This window comes from Hyphomicrobium denitrificans 1NES1 (genome assembly GCF_000230975.2).
Lineage (GTDB): Bacteria > Pseudomonadota > Alphaproteobacteria > Rhizobiales > Hyphomicrobiaceae > Hyphomicrobium_B > Hyphomicrobium_B denitrificans_A.
In genome coordinates this window covers 1,458,157-1,477,632 of sequence record NC_021172.1, presented here as the reverse complement: position 1 = coordinate 1,477,632, position 19,476 = coordinate 1,458,157, and the positions used below count along the sequence as shown (strand labels likewise).

Below are 19,476 nucleotides of genomic sequence, written 5' to 3'. Positions count from 1 at the left end.
TTCGGGCAATCTCGAAATTTGAGCAACCTTGAATTGCGCCTTTGCCAGGACCCGCTCGGTCAGGAAGCTCCGGCGCTAAACAAGTCACCATCTGGCGAACGAATTGCTCGGGAACGCGCAATCCCGGCAGGAGCCGAATGCTCAGCGAAGGGGGTGAACCTCGTCGATCAGACCGCCCTGCTCCTGCCAGCCGTCGGTTCCATCGCGATACCAATCGACATTGGCATAGCCATAGCTCAGGGCCCGCTTCGCTGCGTTCCAGCTCATCCAGCAGTTTCTGAGGCAAAAGAAGACGAGCTTTTTTGTCTTGTCGCCGCCCGTCAGCGCATCGAGGTTGCGCCGAAAATATGTATCGTTCGCAACAGACAGGACTCCATAACCGACATTCGGAAGCCAGACGGAGCCTTCGATCGATTGGTGCGTCGTCTCACGCCACAGCGTCCCCGCCGGTAGATTGAGAGGCTTCGGAGGATGCGGATAGACGTCGATAAAAACGGCGGTCTTCGTTTCCCAGAGCTTCATCGCCTCTGCACTCGATAGAACCGTCGCCCCTTTGAGCGTGAGCGGTACGGGTGTTCGATAATTGTCTGTACGATAATCGGCGGGTTCGGGAGGCGGCACCTGTGTCGAGGAAAACGCGGGCGATGAAATAGCGACGTCGGAGTTATCGCCCGCAACGCTTGCCGATGGGAGCACGCCGACGCCAGCGATCACGGTGCAGGTTACGCCTGTGACCAACGAGGCAAAGCTTCGCAATCTCATCCGTAGAGACGATTCCATCGCCGACTTCCGCCACATCGAACATCTAACCCGCGCTTTTTGACATTTGTCGAAATAGTACGGAAACTGCAGCGACGAGCGCACTCGAAGGCGCGCCCGTCTTCGGCCTTATGCGTCAGGGAGTCGTGGCGGCAGGCTGCGCAGGCGTTGCAGCAGTCTTGGAAGCGTCAGCCGAACCTTCCGCCGAAGCGGTCGTCCTCGGCCTCGTCACCATTTCCATCGACGTGTCGTCGTCAACCAGCAACGGCACACCGTAGTCGAGCAGCACCTTGTCGATATCGCCTTGGCGCTTGCGAATGATTTCGTTCAGCTGCCGTTTCCAGGCGTCGTCGCCGTTACGTACGCCCATCGTGATACGGAAGGCGATCTTTTCGGCTCCCTTCTCTTTCACCAACGGGACAACGACGAGTGGTTCACCGCCGCGAGAGGCCCAGTAGGCTCCGATCGGCCCCCACAGCACGCCGGCATCGACATCGCCTTTCCGGATGTCGTTGATCATGTCTTCGGCCGGATTCGAAAAGCGGCGATCGACATTCATCGGATAGCCATGGACATTGCCCATCAAGCCATACTTGGCAGCGAGATTGCCACCGGCAGAGCCCTGCTGGACACCGATCCTCTTGCCCTTGAGGCGCGGATCGGCAAGCGTATCGACACCGTCGAGGCCTGTCCCCTTCTTGTAGAGAAGCACCGACGTCGATCGATAGATGGCATTGGTGTTGAGGACGATATCATCGCCCTGACCCCAGCCGATCACGAGGTCGCATCGTTTCGCCCCGAGCGTCATGCGGATGAAGCCCATCGATTTCGGGAACCACGTGTACTTGACCGGGATCTTCAGCTCGCTGGCGATGATGTCCGCAATCTTGTTTTCGAAGCCCTCACCCTTCTGATTTGAGAACGGCAAGTCCGAAGGGTCTGCGCAAACGCGCAGCTCCTGACGGTTGACGAGATCCGCGCGCGGAACACTTGCTGCGTTCGCCGTGCTCGCGAACGCCAATCCTGAGAACACTCCGGCGACCGTCAGCACCAGGATCGGCGCAGACGAGATTACATTTCCGATAGCTTGTTTCCTCACGTCGATACCTTTTTGTTTGTTTCGATGTGCCTGTCTCGATCCCATTACGGTAAGGGGGCAAGCCGTGATTACGACCTGCCCCCAGAGTACTTTGCCGAACGAGATATTGGGTGCCTTCCGCCACGCCGAGAGCGCAAGACGCATCAATCTTTAGTGAGGTTGGAAAAGAGACCGCCTCAGCCCGTGCACTCATCCGCGGCCTTTTTCGCCGCATCCGAGATATCTTCGCGCCCCGCAGGGCGTCCGGGAGGCATGATGCCGAGAGAGCGCGCCTTGATATAGGTATAGATATCGTCCAGGTAGCACATAATGTTGCGGTCTTCGCCGAACGACGGCATCACGAACATCGTGCCGCCCCTGTTTGTCTTCCTACCGCCCGATACGGTCGCGACGAAGGTGCTGTAGTCCATTGTCTTCAGCGAGTCCGCCAGCGCCGGAGCAAACGTGCTGCCCAAAGCATTCGGACCATGGCAGACGTGGCAAGCGTCGTGATAGCGGCGGAAGCCATTCCACGTGCCCCAGTCGACCATGTAATCCTTGGTGACGACCGGCTGCGGCTCGCCGTCTTTGTTGCGGTAGCGACCGTCTTCGAACTTATAGCCTTGCTGCTTGGCAAGCTCCGATACCGGATCCGGCGGCGATGTGCGATCCTTGATGTCGGCAGGCGCTGCATCGTCGGCAATCACGGGCACGGAGAATGCCGTCACTACGGCGGCACAGGACATGACTGCGACCGCAAGTTTTTTACTGAACTTGTCCACGAGCTTCCTCTTGTCTTTGTGTTCTATCTGAAATGCCGGGCGGGTTCGTTGTGGCCCACCTTCGGTATTTTGGTATGCAACTTACACGCTACGCTCAAGAGCCGACATACCTGTTAAGCCGGTACATGACGGCGCAGGGAGCATATAAATTTCTAGCTAAGTTCCCCGGCTCGATCAGTTTCGGCCATCGGGCCAGAGCTCTGGGGATGCTGTTTCAACTCTACCCATCCGAAAACGGCAAAAGAGTCGGCGCGGGTTTCCCCGCGCCGACTCCCAATCCGTGATCTTCGCCTATGGCAGCGAGAAGACGGTGAGCGAGCCACCGAGGTTGGTGTACTGCTTCAGGCCAGCGTAGCCGCCAACAGCACCCAGACCATCTGTCGGGTTCGTCAAGCCAGCAGCAAGACCGATACCGGCCCAACCACCAACGCCCGAGAAGATCGCAACGTACTGCTTACCGCCATGCGAGTAAGTCATAGCGTTGCCGATGATGCCCGACGGCGTCTTGAACTTGAAGAGCTCCTTGCCATCCTTCTGGTCGACGGCTTTGAAGTAGCCTTCGAGCGTGCCGTAGAAGGCAACGCCGCCAGCTGTCGTCAGAGCACCTGACCAGACCGAGAACTGCTCAGGCTTCGACCAGACGATCTTGCCCTTCACGCCATCCCAGGCGATGAAGTTGCCCATACCGCCATGGCTGTCCGGAGCCGGATACATGGAGAGCGTGGCGCCAACGTAAGGCTGACCAGCCGTGTACGAAACCTTGAAGGGTTCGTAGTCCATGCACACGTGGTTCGTCGGGACATAGAACAAGCCGGTCAGCTTCGAGTACGAAGCCGGCTGCTGGTCCTTCGAGCCGAGAGCCGCAGGGCAGATGCCCTTGTGGTTCACGTCGGTACCCTTACCGTTGTCGAATGTCGACATCTTCGGGTTACGGATCGGGCGGCCATAGGTCTTGCTGGACTTGTCCATATCGACGCCGCTTGCCCAGTTCACGGCCGGGTCATACTTCTCAGCGACGAGAAGCTCGCCCGTAGCGCGATCCCAGGTGTAACCGAAGCCGTTACGGTCGAAGTGCGTTGCTGTCGCGCGCTTCGTGCCGTTGAAGTCGAGTTCGGCAAGGATCGGCTCGTTGATGCCGTCATAGTCCCACTCGTCGAACGGCGTCATCTGGTAAGCCCACTTCGCAACACCGGTGTCGGCGTCGCGAGCGAACATCGTCATCGAGTAGAGCTGATCGATCGGCTTGCCATCCGGTCCCGCGCGCTGAGCAGGGTTCCAGGTCGACGGGTTGCCCGTTCCGTAATAGACGAGGTTGAGGTCCGGATCATAGGCCATGTAGCCCCATGTCGAACCGCCACCGATCTTCCACTGATCGCCGTTCCAGGTCTTCAGAGAAGAGTTCTTGCCAACCGGCTTGCCGAGCATCGTGGTCTTCTCGGGGTCGACGAGAATGTCCGAATCCGGGCCCATCGAGTAGGCGCGCCAAACCTTCTTGCCGCTGTTGATGTCGTAAGCGGTCAGATGGCAGCGAACGCCGAACTCGGCGCCCGAGATGCCGATGATGACCTTGTCCTTAACGACGATCGGGGCACCCGTACCGGTTTCGCCCTTCTTCGGGTCGCCGTCGACGACCTTCCACAGCTCCTTGCCGGTCTTCGCGTCGAGAGCGACGAGAGACGTATCGGCCTGGTGCAGGAAGATCTTGCCGTCAGCGTACTGGACGCCGCGGTTGACCGTATCGCAGCACATCACCGGGATAACCGACGGGTCCTGCTTCGGCTCGTACTTCCAGATGATCTTCTGCTCGTCAGCGAGGTTCAGGGCGAACACGACGTTCGGGAACGCCGAATGGAGCCACATCGTATCGCCGACGACGAGCGGACCACCTTCGTGACCGCGAAGAACGCCGGTCGAGAACGTCCAGGCCACTTTGAGCTGGCCGACGTTTTCGGTCGTGATCTGGTCGAGTGTCGAGTAACGGGTCCCGGCATAGTCGCCGGACTGGATCGCCCAGTTATTCGGATCGCTGGACGCTTTGATCACGGATTCGTTGGCCCAGGCGGCCCCCGAAAACGCGACTGTCGCCAGCAAACCGCATGCGAATGCACTTTTGCGCATTGCGCTTCCTCCATTTTGAGAAAAATCTTGCCACGCTTGCAAGTTGAACCCGAGGACCTTCCGACTTTTTCCACCGCCGAAGCCGAGGATTTTGCGGGATTTTTTCCCGTCTTAATCTCGCCTCCAGAGGGTATCTTCACGGAGCCGTGTAGAACCGGTAGGTCCCCGTGAACGGAGGGCATGTAGACACTTTTTCCATGGGTCCGCAACACGAAGTGCGACCACCTCGCCCATGTGGCAAATTAGGACAACCCCTCTGACCAAAAAAACCTCCCAAAACAAAGGGGTTATTCGCATCGCACCATAAATGCTGCGGTGCACGTCTAGTTCTTCGCGGGCGTGAATATTTTGCAACTTGCTCACGGAAAATCGCGCGTTCGTGATCTGCCGCGAGCGGAAAGCCGGCTTTGCAAGGCTGCCGGTTTTCGGCTTAATTTGAGAATATTGCGATGAGCGAAAATTCCCACTCTCGCGCGCGGCCTTCGCGCAAAGAATTCCTACGCGGCGGTGCCCTGGCAGCGCTTTTGCCATTGTTACCGCGCATTCCTCTCGCCGAAGCCAAAGAGATCGGTCTTCTGGAGGTTGCTCCGGGCATCTTCGTCCATGTCGGCGCGTATGCACTGGTTAACGCGGAGAACCACGGCGATATATCCAACGCCTGCGTCATCGTTGGGAGCGGCTCCGCTGCTATCGTCGACACCGGCGGCTCCTACGCCGTCGGCAGGGCGCTTCGTGACGCCATAGCCAAGATCACCGACAAGCCGATCCGTTATGTCATCAACACGCATATGCATCCGGACCACGTGCTCGGAAACGCAGCATTCGAAAGGCTCGGAGCCGAATTCGTCGGCCACCACAAACTTCCGGCAGCGCTGGCGGCACGTGCCGACAGTTATCTTCGGAATGCGCGGGACAGGCTTGGAGAGAGCGGTTTTGCCGGCACGAAGATCGTTATGCCAACGAAGCTGGTCACCAATACGCTGGATCTCGATCTCGGAGGACGCAGCCTGACGCTGAAGGCGCACCCGACAGCCCACACCGACAACGACCTGACGATCTTCGACTACCCGACCGAGACGTTCCTTCTTGGCGACCTCTTGTTTTCGGGTCACATCCCCACGCTCGATGGCTCGATCGTCGGTTGGCTGAAGCTCATACCCGAGCTCATGAAGGAAAAAGCAGCGCGCGCGATTCCCGGTCACGGACCGAAATCAATGCCTTGGCCCGACGCGATTCTTCCCGAACAGCGTTACCTCGAAACGATCGCGCGCGATGTTCGAGCGATGATCAAGAACGGCGATACGCTGGAAAAAGCCGTCGCAACCGCGGGGCAATCGGAGCGGGGCAATTGGCAACTTTTTGACGAGCACAACGGAATGAACGTCACCGCTGCATTCACCGAGCTCGAATGGGAATGACGAAGGCCTTCGCGTCCGGCGGCCGGCTCCGCGAAAGCGGAGTCGCCGGACGCAAACATAAAAGGCGCCAACATCAGAAGCAGCGCAACTCGCCCTCGACCTGCGCGCGCCTCATGTTTTTGACCTTTTCCTGCATCTGCGGAATCTTCGTCCAGGCGACGTTCTCGCCGCCTTTGAGGCCGACCGAGATCAAGGTCTCAGCTTCCTCATATTCCGAATAGGGCAAGATGTTTGCAATTTCATCGATCGAGCAGGAACACTTTTCGAGTACGTCGCGTGTCTGCCCGTTCACGGCCATGCAAGCATAGACGTAATCGGCGCGCGCAACGGTCGGATAGTCGTTCGCAGGCAGCTCCTGGGCGATTGCAACGCCGGCACACGTCGAGCCGGCAGCCAAAGCAAATGCAAAGAGCGTCCTGCGTCCGAAACGTTTTGTCATTTCACTTCTCCCACACCATTGAGCGTCGTCGTTTCGACGAGCGTCGGCGCCGCCTTGTCGGTGTTCGTAAAGTCAGAAACCATCTGTGCCAAATAGCCTGGAATCTTGCTCGAGAGCGCGATCTTGAAGGTGGCGTTCTCGAAGCCGCCCATCTTCGATTTATCCTTATCGTTCGCGTAGGGCGTCGCGGTGATCTGGAAGCCGTCGACTTCCTGGCCCTTGTACAAGATCTTCACCGGGGCAATCGATGCATCGTTCGCGAGGTAGCGGCTGAACGTATTCTTGAGGTATGCGCTGTCGCCACCCGCCAGTTGCCGGAAGTGCGCAACTGCATTGTCAAGACAGACGATCAACATCGGATTGCCGTCCATACCCGTAATACGCTGCGGCTCCCGCGCCCGCTCGCCCGTATAAATCTGAACCAAGACGTTCTTCTTGCCGGGGGTTGCATCGCTCTCGACCGTTACCGTCATGTCGTCCGCAAAGCCGGTCCCGAGCAGCTTCTCATTCGAAGGTTTGCGAACGAATTTGTAATCGAGCACCGTGCCTGCAGCGACGGATGCAATATGCGGACTGTTGAAGAGGATATCGGTGGGTTTCGGCATGTCCGAGGCGCCTGCCGCAGTAGGGGCGAGCAACGCGAGCGCGGCCAGGGCAGCGAAGGGAAATTTCAATTTCAAGGGAGTCCTCCAGGTCGTCGTCGGATTTGCTTATTTTTCCGGCTCTTTAACGGCAGCTCTACGGATTGACCAGACACTATCCGAATATCCGGTAACCGCGGCCGCCGAGCCGGGTTGACAACTTTGGCAGCAAGATGCCGGAAGAATTCCTGCCGCGGAACTTAAAACCCCGTAACCTCGCGCTAGCGAAGGAACTTTCCGAAGGCACGAGGCCCGTCCCCCACGTCTGCCTTGCCGGTAACCTTGAGGGTTCGGGGATCAAGCCGGAGGAGCACATTGTCCCCCCAGCACGCGACATAAACATCATGGCCTGATGGGTCGGCCTCTATGCCTTCAGGATGATCGCAGGCCTTGATTGTTTCGGTAGGCACGAGCTTTGCGAGATCGAAGACGGTAATGCTGCCGCCGTATTGGTCAGTCGAGAAGCCGAGCCCGTTTGCCAATGCGACGGCATAGGGACGCCGACCGGTCGGGACACTTCCGAGAACGCTTCGGGAGGCGATGTCGATCACGGTCACATCGTTGCTCTTCACATTCGCGGTATAGGCCCTCTCCCCATTGTTATCGATCGTGATGCCGAACGGACGCTTGCCCGTCGGGACCGATGCGATGCGCTCGCGACGTGCGATATCGACGATCGAAACGGCATCGCTGTCCCGATCTGCCGAGAGCAAGAGCCGCCCGTCCGGGGTCACGGCAAGGCCCGACGGCGACTGACCGACCGAGATTGCACAGACGACAGCAAGCGTTTTTGCGTTAATGACGAGGATCTTGTGAGAATACCAGTCCGCGACGTAGATCTCGGGTAATTTGGGGTGCGCGGCAATCCCCAGCGGGCCGCCGCCCAGTGTCACTCGGCGCGTGACCGCGCGCGACACCGCATCGACCTCGACAAGCTCCTTGCTGTCGGGCGACGTGATGTAGGCCTTCGTCTTGTCGGGCGAAAGTGCAATGCCGGCCGGCTTGCCGCCGATCTTGACGGTCGCGACTTCCTTCATCGCCGAGAGATCGACAAAGGAGAGAGTGTCAGCCGGCTGGTTGGTCGTTAGGGCTTCGCCCGCCATCGCGGCTGATTGCAGTCCGCCGAAAGCGAGAACCGCAACCACCGCGCTGACGCGAACGAAGGCTCGCACTATTTGCCGCCTTCGATCTTGGCTTTCACGGCTTCAAGCGTGCTTTTGTAGAGGTCTGTGACGGCCTTCTTCGAAGCTTCGTCGTTGAGCTCCGGCGGCGGGTCGTTGTTCATGAAGCCGCGATAAAAGGCACCCTTCCATTCCAGGGTCGATTTATCCGCGCCGTTCGCAGTCACGGTAATGTGGGACGAATAATCGTTGACCGGCAGGACCTTCACGTCGACTTTGGTGATCTCGTAGCTGTAGGTCATTTCCTTGGCGTCGTACTCGTCGAGCATCTCCTCGATGACGCCGCCGCTCTTCAGCGTAATGGTGCGCTTGGCGCCATCGTTATTCGAGCCGCTGGCCGGCTTGTTGTCTCCGGTTCCTTCCGTCTTGGCGACGGCCGGTACCCAGCTCAGGTCCTGGAAGTTGCCGACCACAGCCCAGACCTTATCGGCAGGTGCGTTGATCTCAACGGATTCGGTGACTTTCTGGCGCGAAGGACCATGAGCCCATGCCATGATCGGGAACGAACCCAGGATGGCGGCGGCAATCGCCAAGCGTTTCAACATGCATTTCCTCCGGAAGCTTCAGGTTGTGGGAGTCCAATGTGGGGGCCTTTCGGCCGAGCGCGGGACATTAGGCGCGTCGGACTTTGCCGGAGACGGCAAATTGTGTCGCACCATACTTCAGCCCCTTACCACGCTTGACCGCCAGGGCCAGAGTTGGTTTACCTCCCGCCTCATACGATTGTCGAATCTCGCCGGGTAGCTTCCTTGGCTCTAAGAGGTGCTGGATTGGAATCCGAAAAGTCGAGGAACGGCGCAAATCATTACGAGAACGTGGCCTGCCCCTTCTGCGGCATAGTTTGTGACGATCTCGAGGTCGGCCCATCCGGCAGTGGCGGCTTGAAGGTTTTCAAGAATGGCTGCGCCAGATCAATTGCAGGCTTCGAGCGACCTCTGGTCGAGCCGAGCCCTCAATTCGACGGCAAAAACGTTTCTCTCGAAGAAGCTGTCGCAGCAGCCGCCAAGCTGATCCGCGAAAGCCGTTTGCCGGTCTTTGGCGGACTGGCAACAGGCGTCGAAGGCATGCGCGCGGTCATGTCCCTCGCCGAACGCGGCGGTGGCATTGTCGATCACGCCTTGAGCGCACTCATATATCGCAATGTCCGGGTCATGCAGTCGAGCGGATGGTTGACGACGTCGCTTACGGAAGCTCGTAATCGTGCCGACCTGTTCGTCATCGCCGGGTGCGACCTCAATCAGAGCAATCCACGTTTCTTCGAACGCATCGTCTGCAATGAAGCGTCGATGTTTTCGGATAATCCACCGAAGCGGACGGTGATATTTCTTGGCGAAGGGCTGGACCAATCGGCGGTCAAGGGTCCGCGCATCGCGGACGTTCTCACGATACCGTGCAAGATCGATCGCATTGGAGAAATCCTCGACGCTATGCGCGCGATGCAAAAGGGCGCGTCGATATCCGATGACACGATCGGTGGGGTCCCCCGTGCGACCATCGAAGACCTCCTCGCGCGCTACAAGGCTGCAGCCTACAGCGTAGTCGTGTGGAATCCTGCGAGCTTCGATTTTGCGGGTGGCGATCTCACGGTTCAAGCGATCTGTGAATTCATCAAAGAAAGCAACGCGACGTCGCGCTCCGCGGGGCTTCCTCTTGGCGGCAATGAGGGTCAGCCCTCGGCGGCCTCGGTCTGCGCGTGGCAATCGGGCTATCCGCTCCGGGTTTCGTTCGCAAACGGCAAACCTGAATATGATATCGAACGCTACGATGCGGCGCGCATGCTCGCCGCAAAGGAAGGCGATCTTCTGGTGTGGCTGGCTTCGTTCGGAGACGATCTCGTTCCGCCGGATACGGATGTTCCCACTGTCGTCCTCGGAACGCCGGGGCTGAAGCTCAGTCGGAAACCGAAAGTCTTCATCCCCGTCGGAACGCCCGGCATCGATCACGTCGGCCGTATCATCCGCGTCGACAACGTCGTTTCGCTTCCGTTACGCAAGCTGCGCCACTCCAAGCTTCCGTCGGCCGCCGATGTCCTTGCCTCTATCGAAGCCGCCCTTTAGGTCAACACTCGAGATAAAGAATGCTCATCAAGCTCACAGGCGGCCGCATCTACGATCCTGCAAACGGCGTCGATGGCGAAGTCCGCGATATCTTTATCGAGAACGGCCGCATTATCTCGCCGCCTCCGAATGCCAAGGTCGACCACGAATACCCGGTTCACGGCCGAGTCATTATGGCTGGCGGCATCGATCCGCACTCCCACATCGGCGGCGGCAAGATGACGATCGCGCGCATGATGCTTCCAGAGGATCATATCGGCCAGGAGTTTGCGCGAACCGACATCACGCGTGCCGGCGTCGGCCATGCAATCCCCTCGACGATGGCGGCCGGCTACCGCTACGCGGAGATGGGCTATACCGCGGCTTTCGAGCCCGCGATGCTTCCTTCGAATGCGCGTCAGGCGCATATGGAGTTGGCCGACACCGCCATCATCGACAAGGGCGCCTTTGCGATGCTCGGGTCGGATGATTTCTTCCTGCGCCAGCTCGCAGCCAAGGCCGACTTCTCGGCCATTAAGGACTATATCGCCTGGACGATGCACGCGACGCAGGCGATCGCGGTTAAGATCGTCAATCCGGGTGGCATCAGCGCTTTCAAGTTCAACCAGCGCAAACTCGATCTCGACGAGAAGCATACTTACTACGGCGTTACCCCACGCGACATCATCGTTACGCTTGCGCGCGGCCTCAAAGAATTGGGCGTCGTGCACCCCATCCACATTCACGGCTGCAATCTCGGCGTACCGGGCGGCGTCGAGACGACGCTGGCGACGATCAAGGGCGCCGAGGGGTTGCCTATTCACCTGACGCACATTCAGTTCCATAGCTACGGCACTGAAGGCGACATGAAGTTTTCTTCCGCTGCCGCAAGCGTCGCCGAGGCGATCAATGCGAACAAGAACATTTCATGCGATGTTGGGCAGGTGATGTTCGGCCAGACGTGCACGGCTTCCGGCGACTCGATGCGCCAGTTCGTCAACACGCGCTCGGCCTTCCCGAAGAAGTGGGTCGTGATGGATATCGAGTGCGACGCAGGCTGCGGCGTCGTTCCATTCAAGTATCGCGACAAGAGCTTCGTCAATGCGCTGCAGTGGGCAATCGGCCTCGAGTTGTTCCTACTTATCAACGATCCCTGGCGCCTCTTCCTGACGACCGACCATCCGAACGGCGGTCCGTTCACCTGCTATCCGCATTTGATCCGTCTTCTGATGGATAAGACCTTCCGTCAGGAAGTCATGCGAACGATCAATCAGGACGCCCTGAAATATTCGACACTCGCGACCCTCGACCGCGAGTACACGCTCTACGAGATCGCGATCATGACCCGCGCAGGTCCAGCGCGAAGCCTTGGCCTCGCAGATCGCGGACACCTCGGAGTGGGCGCCTGTGCCGACATCACCGTCTACGACGACAATCCAGACCGCGAAGCGATGTTCGCGACGCCCGAGATGCTGTTCAAGAACGGCGAGCTGATCGTTCGCAACGGCAAGATCGTCAAGGTCGTGAACGGCTCGACTCACGTCGCACGACCGTCCTACGACCGCACGATCGAAAAGAAGTTGAAGCCGTATTTCGATGATTACAACACCGTGCGAATGGAAAACTTCCGCCTGTCGGATGAAGAGATCACAGACAATGGCCGCGGCTCCCTTATCATTCAACCGACAAAGGCGCGCGTAGCATGAGCATGACGGTCAACGGCGTCGAGATTGACGATACCTTCGCCGAAGCCTTCGGCATGTCGGGTACCGGCATCATCATCACCGCCGACTCCCTCAAGTGGGCGCGTATCGCTGCAACGGTCGCAACCGGCTTCGGCACTTCGGTCATCGGCTGCGGCGCCGAGTGCGGCATCGACAAGGAACTGAGCCCCGAGGAAACGCCGGACGGACGTCCGGGCGTCCGCATCCTGATATTCGGGTTTTCGCCGGACGCGCTCGTTCCGCAGATCCGCAACCGCATCGGACAGTGCGTGCTGACGAGCCCCGGGTCGGCTTGCTACGCGGGCCTTCAGGCGTCGCAATCGCTCGGCCTCGGCAAGGCGCCGCGGTATTTCGGCGACGGCTACCAGACGGCGAAAAAGCTCGGGCAGAGCCGCTACTGGCGCGTACCCGTCATGGACGGCGAGTTCGTCATCGAGGAAGAAACCGGCGTCACGACCGAAGCCGTCGGCGGCGGCAACATGCTGATTCTTGGATGCGATCGCGCGGGGCTGCTCGAAACAGCGGAAGCTGCTGTCGACGCAATCGCCAAGGTTGACGATGTCATCACGCCGTTTCCCGGCGGCATCGTAAGGTCGGGCAGTAAGGTCGGAGCGAAGTACTCCGGCATGTTTGCATCGACCAACCATGCATTCTGCCCGACGCTTCGCGGTACCGTCAAAAGCGAGCTCGGTCCCGACACACTCGCCGTCCTCGAAATCGTCATCGACGGACTGACCTCGAAAGCCGTTGCCGATGCGATGCGCGCCGGCCTGAAGGCGGTGACTGACACGGGCGCCAAACGCGGCGTCACCCGCATCACCGCCGGCAACTACGGCGGCAAGCTTGGACAGCATCATTATCATCTGAAGGAATTGATCTGATGAGCGGCCTTACGCTCCGCCTCAGGGCGCCCGCGACCGAACGGATCAATCTCGACGGCATCACGCCCGCAAAGCTTGCGGCTCTGCCGTCCCACGAAATCGGCCGGATCAACGTCGGCATCGATAAGGGCGGCTTGGCGCTTGGCGATGCCTTCGAGATCAGTGGCAGCCCTGGTGAAACGTTGACCATCGAAGGCTCCGGTCCCAATGTCGACTTTGTCGGTGGCGGCCTCGACAGCGGCTCCATCCACGTGGTCGGCGATGTAGGTTCTTACGTCGGCCGCAAGATGTCGGGCGGAAAGCTTGAGATACGAGGCAACGCTGGAAACTTTCTCGCGTCCGGGTCGACCGGCGGTTTCATCCACGTCTCGGGCAATGCCGGCGACAATGTTGGCGGATTTATTCCGGGCGACCGCTTCGGAATGCTGGGCGGTACCGCGGTGATCGGGGGGAACATTGGCGCCCGCTCCGGCGAGAAGATGCGCCGCGGCACGATCATCGTGAAAGGCAAAACCGGCGAAGGCGCAGGCACGCGCATGATCGGCGGTACGATCTGGGCCGAAGGCGGTATCGGACCTCTCCCCGGCTTCATGATGCGCCGCGGCACGCTCATTGGGCCGAGCGTCGAGAGCTTGCTGCCGACGTTCGTCGATTGCGGTAAACACGATCTCGTGATCGTGCGAGTCATGTCGCGATATCTTAAGGGCGCACTCGGCGACCTCGCACCGAAGCCTATGCCGTTGTTTGTCCGTAAGATTGGCGGCGACATGGCCAACATCGGACGCGGTGAAATTCTACTGCCTGCAGGGTGAGTGCGGCGGATCGCGCTCGACGGGCTCGTAATATCCTCCCCGGCCGTTGACGTAGTAGTCTTGCGAATACCGGCGCGAGTTCTAGCGCCCGTTCCTGCGAGCGGGTGATCAGGAGTGGAGCGGCGGTTTTTTCGTGATCCATCGCTCCGTCCGAAGGGCTCAAACCGATAATGCTCGCAATAGTCCTCTCTGCCTGCCTGGCAAACCAACCCGCCGTCTGCAAGGATTACAAGATACCCATCAATGAAGGTATCGATACGACGCATTGCATGACAGACGCGCCTCCATATTTCGCACAATGGAGTGAAGAGCATCCCGGCTGGCAGATCAAACGCTGGCGCTGTGCTCCCTCGAGCGAAAACGACATTTAGCCTGTGAATGCCCTGCTGTTTTTAACGAGGGCTTAGGCTCATCGGGCGGCGCTTGCGATAGCCGTCATGTCCGGGGGCGGAACGATGCCGCTCATTTCGATAACGAATTTCTGGCGAATGGCTCGCTCGAAATCCGAATAACCGAGAGCAGGAAGAACGAAGCTCCCGGGCCCCGCCATGACGTGCTGACGGTACCATTGCTCGAGCGGCGGCTTGCCCCCCGGCACGGCCTTCGGCAGCAGCGCACCGGCCTCCGGCGTGTCGAGCAAAATTGGCAGACCGTTGATCGTCACGCCGTTGGCCACGAGTTCGTCACGGACCTTCTCGATCGGTTCATCGGCGTTGCAATTGTCGGGGCCGTCGCCCGAAACGTCGATTACCACGCGCGCAGCTTTAGCGGGGATTTGCGGCACGATCTTATCGTTCGTCGATCGCAGCATCCGGGTCATGCATGTGAACTCGCCTCCCTGATGCGGTAATTTGCGGACTCGCTGTGCTGCTGCCAATGCATCCGTCTTGTTCGCGATGCGGATCCACGGAATGACGAGTGCCGGCTTGTCCGCCCACGTTACCATCGAGAAGAGGATGCCGCCGCTGGAGCCGCCGGTGATGGCCTCGATCACGCCAGGATCTTCGAGCGCCTTGGCGATCCCCTCCATCTGTAATTTATAGCGCGCCTCATCCACGGAATTCGAAACGTCGACCGACACGATCAGTGCGGTATCGACAGGGGCCAAATCATTTGCCGCAGCCGTCGATGCAAAAAGCAACATGGATCCGATCGCGAGCATTGCGCCAAGCGCCGATTTGAGATGTTTCATGACGCCTGGAATGTCGTTTCTACTTTTTGGGCTAAGGCAGATTTAGAGAGCCTAGCAAACAGCGTTTTGCCCGCCAAGCACCGAAGGTGGCCATCGGCAATGGCCGACTGGCCTAGACCGTCAGTTTCGGGGCGACGCCCGACAAATCATTGAGGGTTTGCCGTGAGAGCGTTCGCTCGGATTGTCTTCAAAGCACCTCAGCCCATCGGCGCCCCAACGCCAGCGATCAAATTCGTAAGGTCTGCGATTTCAAGATCCCTTCGCATTCCAAGAGATTGAGCATTCTGCCCGCAAGACGGTAACATCGCCACGCTCCGTCGCGTAGATGTTTGCGCTCGCCAAGACCGACCTTCGGCGTTTGCAAATATGGTGTAACCAGCATGCTCCTTATTCTGCTCGCCTACCTCGGCGGAATTCTCACGATCGTCAGCCCTTGCATTCTGCCTGTTCTGCCGTTCGTCTTTTCGCGCGCCGACCAGCCTTTTCTGAAAAGCGGGTTACTCATTCTCCTTGGCATGGCGACAACCTTCGCACTCGTTGCAACGCTTGCAGCAATTGGCGGAGGCTGGGCTGTTGCCGCGAACGATTACGGGCGCATCATTGCTCTCTTCGTGATGGCGCTCTTCGGTTTGACGCTGATCTTTCCCGAGTTGTCGGAGCAGCTGTCACGCCCCGTCGTCGCGCTCGGCAATCGTCTCGTACAAAGAGTCGAGACGGATGAGACGCGATCGTTCGTCTGGTCGTCGCTCTTGCTGGGTGTCGCAACGGGACTTCTATGGGCACCTTGCGCGGGACCGGTTCTAGGATTGATCTTGACAGGTGCCGCTCTTGAAGGTGCGAGCGCACGCACAACCTTGCTCCTCGTGGCGTACGCAGCCGGTGCCGCAACGTCGCTGGCGCTGGCGTTATTGGCCGGCGGCCGCATCTTCAATGCGATGAAGCAGTCGCTCGGGGCAGGCGAGTGGCTTCGCCGTGGCCTGGGCGTTGCGGTTCTGGTTGCCGTTGCCGCAATCGGCCTCGGCGCCGACACGGGCCTGCTGACACGACTGTCGCTTGCAAGCACAGCGCCGTTGGAACAGCGGCTCGTCGATCTGGCGCATTCGAATCCCACCGCAAATGATCAACGCGAAAACACCGCTGTCGCAGAAGCATTGCCTGTTGAAGGTCGCGCACCCGCTCTTTCGGGAGCCGTCGAATGGCTCAACTCCAAGCCGCTTACGCCCGATGCTCTGAAGGGCAAAGTGGTGCTCATCGACTTCTGGACCTATTCCTGCATCAACTGCCTGAGAAGCATCCCTTACGTCCGCGCCTGGGCCGAAAAATATAAAGACCAGGGCCTTGTCGTCATCGGCGTGCATTCTCCCGAATTCGCATTCGAGAAAAACGTCGCGAATGTCCGGAAGGCCGTTTCCGATCTCAAGATCGATTACCCCGTTGCCATCGACAACAACTTCGCGATCTGGCGTGCCTTCAAGAACCAGTACTGGCCAGCGCATTACTTTATCGATGCACATGGCAACATCCGTCATCACCATTTCGGCGAAGGCGATTACGCAGGCTCAGAGCGCGTCATTCAAAAGCTTCTAGCCGAAGCCGGGAGAACCAACGTCGCCGACGAGATGGTGACGGTTTCCGCGTCGGGCTCAGAGGCGGCCTCCGTGTTCGCCAATGTCGAGTCTCCCGAAACCTACATCGGCTATGCGCGCGCCGCGAATTTCGTATCGTCCGGCGGTGCTGCGCGTGACGTCGCACACGACTACAGGGGCGAACCGAAAATGCTCAACCAGTGGGCTCTGGCTGGAAATTGGACGGTTGGCCCCGAACACGCGGTCCTTAATTCTGAGCGCGGCAGTATCGTCTACCGCTTTCATGCACGCGATCTGCACCTCGTTCTCGGGCCAGGAGCCGACCAAAAAGCCATACGCTTTCGCGTGACGATCGACGGCAAGGAACCCGGCGACAATCACGGTTCGGACGTTGCCGCGGACGGACTTGGAACAGTTACAGGAGAGAGACTCTATCAATTGGTCCGGCAGAGCGGCGATATTAGGGATCGGACATTTGCGATCGAATTTCTCGATCCGGGCGTCAAAGCTTACGCCTTTACGTTCGGCTAGAGGCGGCGACACCCGATCGTTCCTGACGCCATAGCGGAAGTACTCAAAAGGCGAAGTCACGGTCTCATTAACCGAGGTCGGGCGAGTTCGTGCGCCGCGGCCTATGCCGGAATCGGAAACCGGTGTAAGTTTCTTCTCTTGCAGGAGGTCGCAGCATGCCGACACTCGACCAGTTCATCGTCTGGATTGTCGTCGGTCTCATCGGCGGCGCTTTGGCGGGATCGCTCAGCACCTGGAGCAAAGAAGGATTTGGGCGCGCAAAAAATCTAAGGCTCGGATTGGCTGGCGCGCTGGTTGGCGGCTTTTTATTCCGTCTCTTCGGCCTCTTTCCCGATCTCGATAAATACGCGATCTCGCTGCGCGACATCATTGCCGCAGTCATCGGCTCGCTGATCGTGCTGGCGGCGATCTGGTATTACCAGCGCTCGGCGGTCCGATAGTTGCATCCTGCCCATCGGAGCCGGAAGCATTGAACGCAATACACATCAAATTGTTGCCCTCTGACTGCCGCCAAATCCGGGGCATTCAGGCGATTGGTTTCTTCACCATAAAAACTTCGCGGCCTTATTCAGTAGACCTGAACGGGCAACGCGCATATGACACGGCCTCAAGGGGCGCATCTGGAACTATGTGAGGTGCTGCGTATTACAGATAGCTCTGAGCCATGACTAGAACACTCCTTTTAGCAACGGCAGCTTTCCTGCTGTCTGTCTCCGGTGCATCAGCCGTCGGGTTCCTGACGCAGATGAACTGCGCCAGCGATTATTACGCCTACTGCAGCCAATTCCAGGTTGGATCGAAGGAGCTGCGCGTCTGCATGAGACGAGCGGGCCCGAAGCTCTCGAAGTCTTGCCTCAATGCATTGATTGCAGACGGCGAGGTTTCCAAGGCCGAGGTCGAGAAGACAAAGCAGGAAATCCTTGCTGCAAAGAACCCAGCCAAGCAATCGCCTCCGGTAAAACAAAAGGGCGAAGAACAGAAACAGAAGCGGACAGCCGTCGCGAAAGCGGATGACGCGCCGCAAGCCACAGACGCTCGTTCGCGCAAGGAGAAAAAGCCTGTACGAGAGACCGAGGTTTCTCAAAAAACTGAAAAGCTGACGCTCAACGAGCAGACCTTCGCAGCCCTGAAACAGCGTCAACCGAAATTCATCGAAGAAGCTGCGGCTGAAGAAATGCCGAAGCCTCGAGATCCTGACAAGCGTGCCCGGTCGTCAGCAGCCGAGTCCGCTTCTGCGAAAATCGACGAACCTCACGCGCAACACCGCACGTCTGCTCACAAGAAAAAAACGGCAAAGAAATCCAAAGCCGAAACTCCGAGCGGTCACAAAAAATCGAAGGCGAAGGTCGCGGCAAAAAAAGAAAAATCGCGGAATGCAAAGCGAAGCAAACGTCTTGCCGGTGAATGAATTGCGGGAGGCGGCGACGATGACCTCCCGCTTCCGGTCACATGGAAATACTATATCTCATTGAATTTTGAACTCGAATTTCCATTTCTCATTTACCAAAGCCCACTGCTGCCGCAGTCCATCCGTCTCTTCGATTGACTATATCGCGGTCCGTATAGAGACTAAATTTGCCGTTCGGCCCTTTACCGGCCGGTGCTTTGCCGCTTCCAAGCTCTAGCTCCAGAGAGGTTGATATGACAGCACGAAGCTATCCCCCCGGCACTGTTCTCATGCGGCCCATGCTCGATGGATTGGCGCGCAACTGGTTGCTCATCCTGTTGCGCGGAATCTGCGCCATCATCTTTGGCCTGCTGACGATCATCTGGCCAGGCCTGTCGCTTTTCACTCTGGTCATTCTCTACGGTGTCTTCGCGCTGTTCGACGGCGGGCTTGCAATCGGCGCCGCGATCATGGGCGACACACCGGCTCCGCGCTGGTGGCTCGCACTGGTCGGCGTGCTTGGCATCTTGACAGGTGCCGTGACGTTGGCTTGGCCCGGCATCACCGGACTCGTCCTGTTGTACTTCATTGCCGGATGGGCGATCGCGGCGGGCGTGTTCGAAATTGTCGGTGCGATCCGCCTGCGCAAGGAAATCGACGACGAATGGCTTCTGATCGCCAGCGGTGTAGTCTCGGTGCTGTTCGGAGTCCTGATCCTAATGTTCCCTGGCGCCGGCGCACTTGGCCTCGCCTTTACCATTGGCATGTTTGCGCTGATCTATGGCTTCCTGCTTGTCGGTTTCGCGTTGCGCCTGCGCAAGCACGCCGAAGTCAAGATCTGAATGGTGCAAGACTGAACCCAGGCCAAACTGCGGCGGCTGTGATGGCCGCCACCAAGCCTGAATTTCCGC

General features: G+C 58.8%; 18 protein-coding genes. 9 read left to right on the top strand and 9 right to left on the bottom strand.

The genetic code is table 11. From position 1 onward, the window contains the following. Window positions 1-141: 141 nt before the first annotated feature. The 4 genes from HYPDE_RS06975 to HYPDE_RS06955 form a co-directional block, all read right to left on the bottom strand. A complete protein-coding gene (locus HYPDE_RS06975) occupies window positions 142-780 on the bottom strand; it encodes a PQQ-dependent catabolism-associated CXXCW motif protein (RefSeq protein ID WP_244437795.1) in 639 nt (212 codons plus the stop codon). Window positions 781-895: 115 nt separating this feature from the next. After that, complete coding sequence (locus HYPDE_RS06970; protein WP_041320972.1) at window positions 896-1,858, bottom strand: substrate-binding domain-containing protein; 963 nt, start codon at window positions 1,856-1,858, stop codon at window positions 896-898. 176 nt (window positions 1,859-2,034) lie between these two features. After that, a complete protein-coding gene (locus HYPDE_RS06965; protein WP_015597704.1) occupies window positions 2,035-2,619 on the bottom strand; it encodes a c-type cytochrome, methanol metabolism-related in 585 nt (194 codons plus the stop codon). Window positions 2,620-2,910: 291 nt separating this feature from the next. Beyond that, complete coding sequence (locus tag HYPDE_RS06955) at window positions 2,911-4,737, bottom strand: methanol/ethanol family PQQ-dependent dehydrogenase (RefSeq protein ID WP_015597702.1); 1,827 nt, start codon at window positions 4,735-4,737, stop codon at window positions 2,911-2,913. Between the two features lie 449 nt (window positions 4,738-5,186). Between HYPDE_RS06955 and HYPDE_RS06950 the strand changes: the two genes are divergently transcribed. After that, window positions 5,187-6,155: a quinoprotein relay system zinc metallohydrolase 2 gene (locus HYPDE_RS06950; protein ID WP_015597701.1), complete on the top strand. Its 969-nt coding sequence runs from the start codon at window positions 5,187-5,189 to the stop codon at window positions 6,153-6,155. Between the two features lie 73 nt (window positions 6,156-6,228). On the opposite strand, the gene HYPDE_RS06945 is transcribed toward HYPDE_RS06950, so the two are convergent. The 4 genes from HYPDE_RS06945 to HYPDE_RS06930 form a co-directional block, all read right to left on the bottom strand. Continuing rightward, window positions 6,229-6,594 carry a hypothetical protein gene (locus HYPDE_RS06945; protein ID WP_015597700.1) on the bottom strand — a complete coding sequence of 122 codons (366 nt, stop codon included), beginning with the start codon at window positions 6,592-6,594 and terminating at the stop codon, window positions 6,229-6,231. Next, window positions 6,591-7,274: a hypothetical protein gene (locus HYPDE_RS06940; protein ID WP_015597699.1), complete on the bottom strand. Its 684-nt coding sequence runs from the start codon at window positions 7,272-7,274 to the stop codon at window positions 6,591-6,593. Before HYPDE_RS06940 ends, HYPDE_RS06945 begins: the two co-directional genes overlap by 4 nt. Before the next feature lie 182 nt (window positions 7,275-7,456). Further along, complete coding sequence (locus HYPDE_RS06935; RefSeq protein WP_015597698.1) at window positions 7,457-8,407, bottom strand: beta-propeller fold lactonase family protein; 951 nt, start codon at window positions 8,405-8,407, stop codon at window positions 7,457-7,459. After that, entirely contained in the window at window positions 8,407-8,961 is a 555-nt protein-coding gene (locus tag HYPDE_RS06930; RefSeq protein WP_015597697.1) for an SRPBCC family protein, read from the bottom strand. The genes HYPDE_RS06935 and HYPDE_RS06930 overlap by 1 nt, the downstream gene beginning before the upstream one ends. Before the next feature lie 225 nt (window positions 8,962-9,186). On the opposite strand from HYPDE_RS06930, the gene HYPDE_RS06920 reads away from it, so the two are divergent. Genes HYPDE_RS06920 through HYPDE_RS06905 form a run of 4 tightly spaced genes read left to right on the top strand, consistent with a single transcriptional unit; the run spans window position 9,187 to window position 13,869 of the window. After that, window positions 9,187-10,473 carry a formylmethanofuran dehydrogenase subunit B gene (locus tag HYPDE_RS06920; protein ID WP_015597695.1) on the top strand — a complete coding sequence of 429 codons (1,287 nt, stop codon included), beginning with the start codon at window positions 9,187-9,189 and terminating at the stop codon, window positions 10,471-10,473. Between the two features lie 20 nt (window positions 10,474-10,493). Beyond that, complete coding sequence (locus HYPDE_RS06915; RefSeq protein ID WP_015597694.1) at window positions 10,494-12,158, top strand: formylmethanofuran dehydrogenase subunit A; 1,665 nt, start codon at window positions 10,494-10,496, stop codon at window positions 12,156-12,158. Continuing rightward, window positions 12,155-13,057 carry a formylmethanofuran--tetrahydromethanopterin N-formyltransferase gene (gene fhcD, locus HYPDE_RS06910; protein WP_015597693.1) on the top strand — a complete coding sequence of 301 codons (903 nt, stop codon included), beginning with the start codon at window positions 12,155-12,157 and terminating at the stop codon, window positions 13,055-13,057. The genes HYPDE_RS06915 and fhcD overlap by 4 nt, the downstream gene beginning before the upstream one ends. Continuing rightward, a complete protein-coding gene (locus HYPDE_RS06905; RefSeq protein ID WP_015597692.1) occupies window positions 13,057-13,869 on the top strand; it encodes a formylmethanofuran dehydrogenase subunit C in 813 nt (270 codons plus the stop codon). Before fhcD ends, HYPDE_RS06905 begins: the two co-directional genes overlap by 1 nt. 409 nt (window positions 13,870-14,278) lie before the next feature. Here HYPDE_RS06905 and HYPDE_RS06895 read toward each other — a convergent pair whose 3' ends face one another. Beyond that, window positions 14,279-15,061: a DUF1194 domain-containing protein gene (locus tag HYPDE_RS06895; protein WP_015597690.1), complete on the bottom strand. Its 783-nt coding sequence runs from the start codon at window positions 15,059-15,061 to the stop codon at window positions 14,279-14,281. A gap of 380 nt (window positions 15,062-15,441) precedes the next feature. On the opposite strand from HYPDE_RS06895, the gene HYPDE_RS06890 reads away from it, so the two are divergent. From HYPDE_RS06890 to HYPDE_RS06875, 4 genes are all read left to right on the top strand, one after another. After that, complete coding sequence (locus tag HYPDE_RS06890; RefSeq protein WP_015597689.1) at window positions 15,442-17,178, top strand: cytochrome c biogenesis protein DipZ; 1,737 nt, start codon at window positions 15,442-15,444, stop codon at window positions 17,176-17,178. Between the two features lie 155 nt (window positions 17,179-17,333). Beyond that, the gene (locus tag HYPDE_RS06885) at window positions 17,334-17,618 is read left to right on the top strand and encodes a GlsB/YeaQ/YmgE family stress response membrane protein (RefSeq protein WP_015597688.1); all 285 of its coding nucleotides are present in this window, start codon (window positions 17,334-17,336) and stop codon (window positions 17,616-17,618) included. A 224-nt stretch (window positions 17,619-17,842) separates the two neighbouring features. Next, a complete protein-coding gene (locus tag HYPDE_RS06880; protein ID WP_015597687.1) occupies window positions 17,843-18,586 on the top strand; it encodes a hypothetical protein in 744 nt (247 codons plus the stop codon). A gap of 233 nt (window positions 18,587-18,819) precedes the next feature. Then, complete coding sequence (locus tag HYPDE_RS06875; protein WP_015597686.1) at window positions 18,820-19,407, top strand: HdeD family acid-resistance protein; 588 nt, start codon at window positions 18,820-18,822, stop codon at window positions 19,405-19,407. Window positions 19,408-19,476 lie beyond the last annotated feature (69 nt).

What these genes read in the sequence shown, in the direction of transcription:
- HYPDE_RS06975 (WP_244437795.1), bottom strand. Translation starts at nt 780, where the DNA reads ATGGAATCGTCTCTACGGATGAGATTGCGAAGCTTTGCCTCGTTGGTC.
- HYPDE_RS06955 (WP_015597702.1), bottom strand. Translation starts at nt 4,737, where the DNA reads ATGCGCAAAAGTGCATTCGCATGCGGTTTGCTGGCGACAGTCGCGTTT.
- HYPDE_RS06950 (WP_015597701.1), top strand. Translation starts at nt 5,187, where the DNA reads ATGAGCGAAAATTCCCACTCTCGCGCGCGGCCTTCGCGCAAAGAATTC.
- HYPDE_RS06945 (WP_015597700.1), bottom strand. Translation starts at nt 6,594, where the DNA reads ATGACAAAACGTTTCGGACGCAGGACGCTCTTTGCATTTGCTTTGGCT.
- HYPDE_RS06930 (WP_015597697.1), bottom strand. Translation starts at nt 8,961, where the DNA reads ATGTTGAAACGCTTGGCGATTGCCGCCGCCATCCTGGGTTCGTTCCCG.
- HYPDE_RS06915 (WP_015597694.1), top strand. Translation starts at nt 10,494, where the DNA reads ATGCTCATCAAGCTCACAGGCGGCCGCATCTACGATCCTGCAAACGGC.
- fhcD (WP_015597693.1), top strand. Translation starts at nt 12,155, where the DNA reads ATGAGCATGACGGTCAACGGCGTCGAGATTGACGATACCTTCGCCGAA.
- HYPDE_RS06905 (WP_015597692.1), top strand. Translation starts at nt 13,057, where the DNA reads ATGAGCGGCCTTACGCTCCGCCTCAGGGCGCCCGCGACCGAACGGATC.
- HYPDE_RS06895 (WP_015597690.1), bottom strand. Translation starts at nt 15,061, where the DNA reads ATGAAACATCTCAAATCGGCGCTTGGCGCAATGCTCGCGATCGGATCC.
- HYPDE_RS06890 (WP_015597689.1), top strand. Translation starts at nt 15,442, where the DNA reads ATGCTCCTTATTCTGCTCGCCTACCTCGGCGGAATTCTCACGATCGTC.
- HYPDE_RS06885 (WP_015597688.1), top strand. Translation starts at nt 17,334, where the DNA reads ATGCCGACACTCGACCAGTTCATCGTCTGGATTGTCGTCGGTCTCATC.
- HYPDE_RS06880 (WP_015597687.1), top strand. Translation starts at nt 17,843, where the DNA reads ATGACTAGAACACTCCTTTTAGCAACGGCAGCTTTCCTGCTGTCTGTC.
- HYPDE_RS06875 (WP_015597686.1), top strand. Translation starts at nt 18,820, where the DNA reads ATGACAGCACGAAGCTATCCCCCCGGCACTGTTCTCATGCGGCCCATG.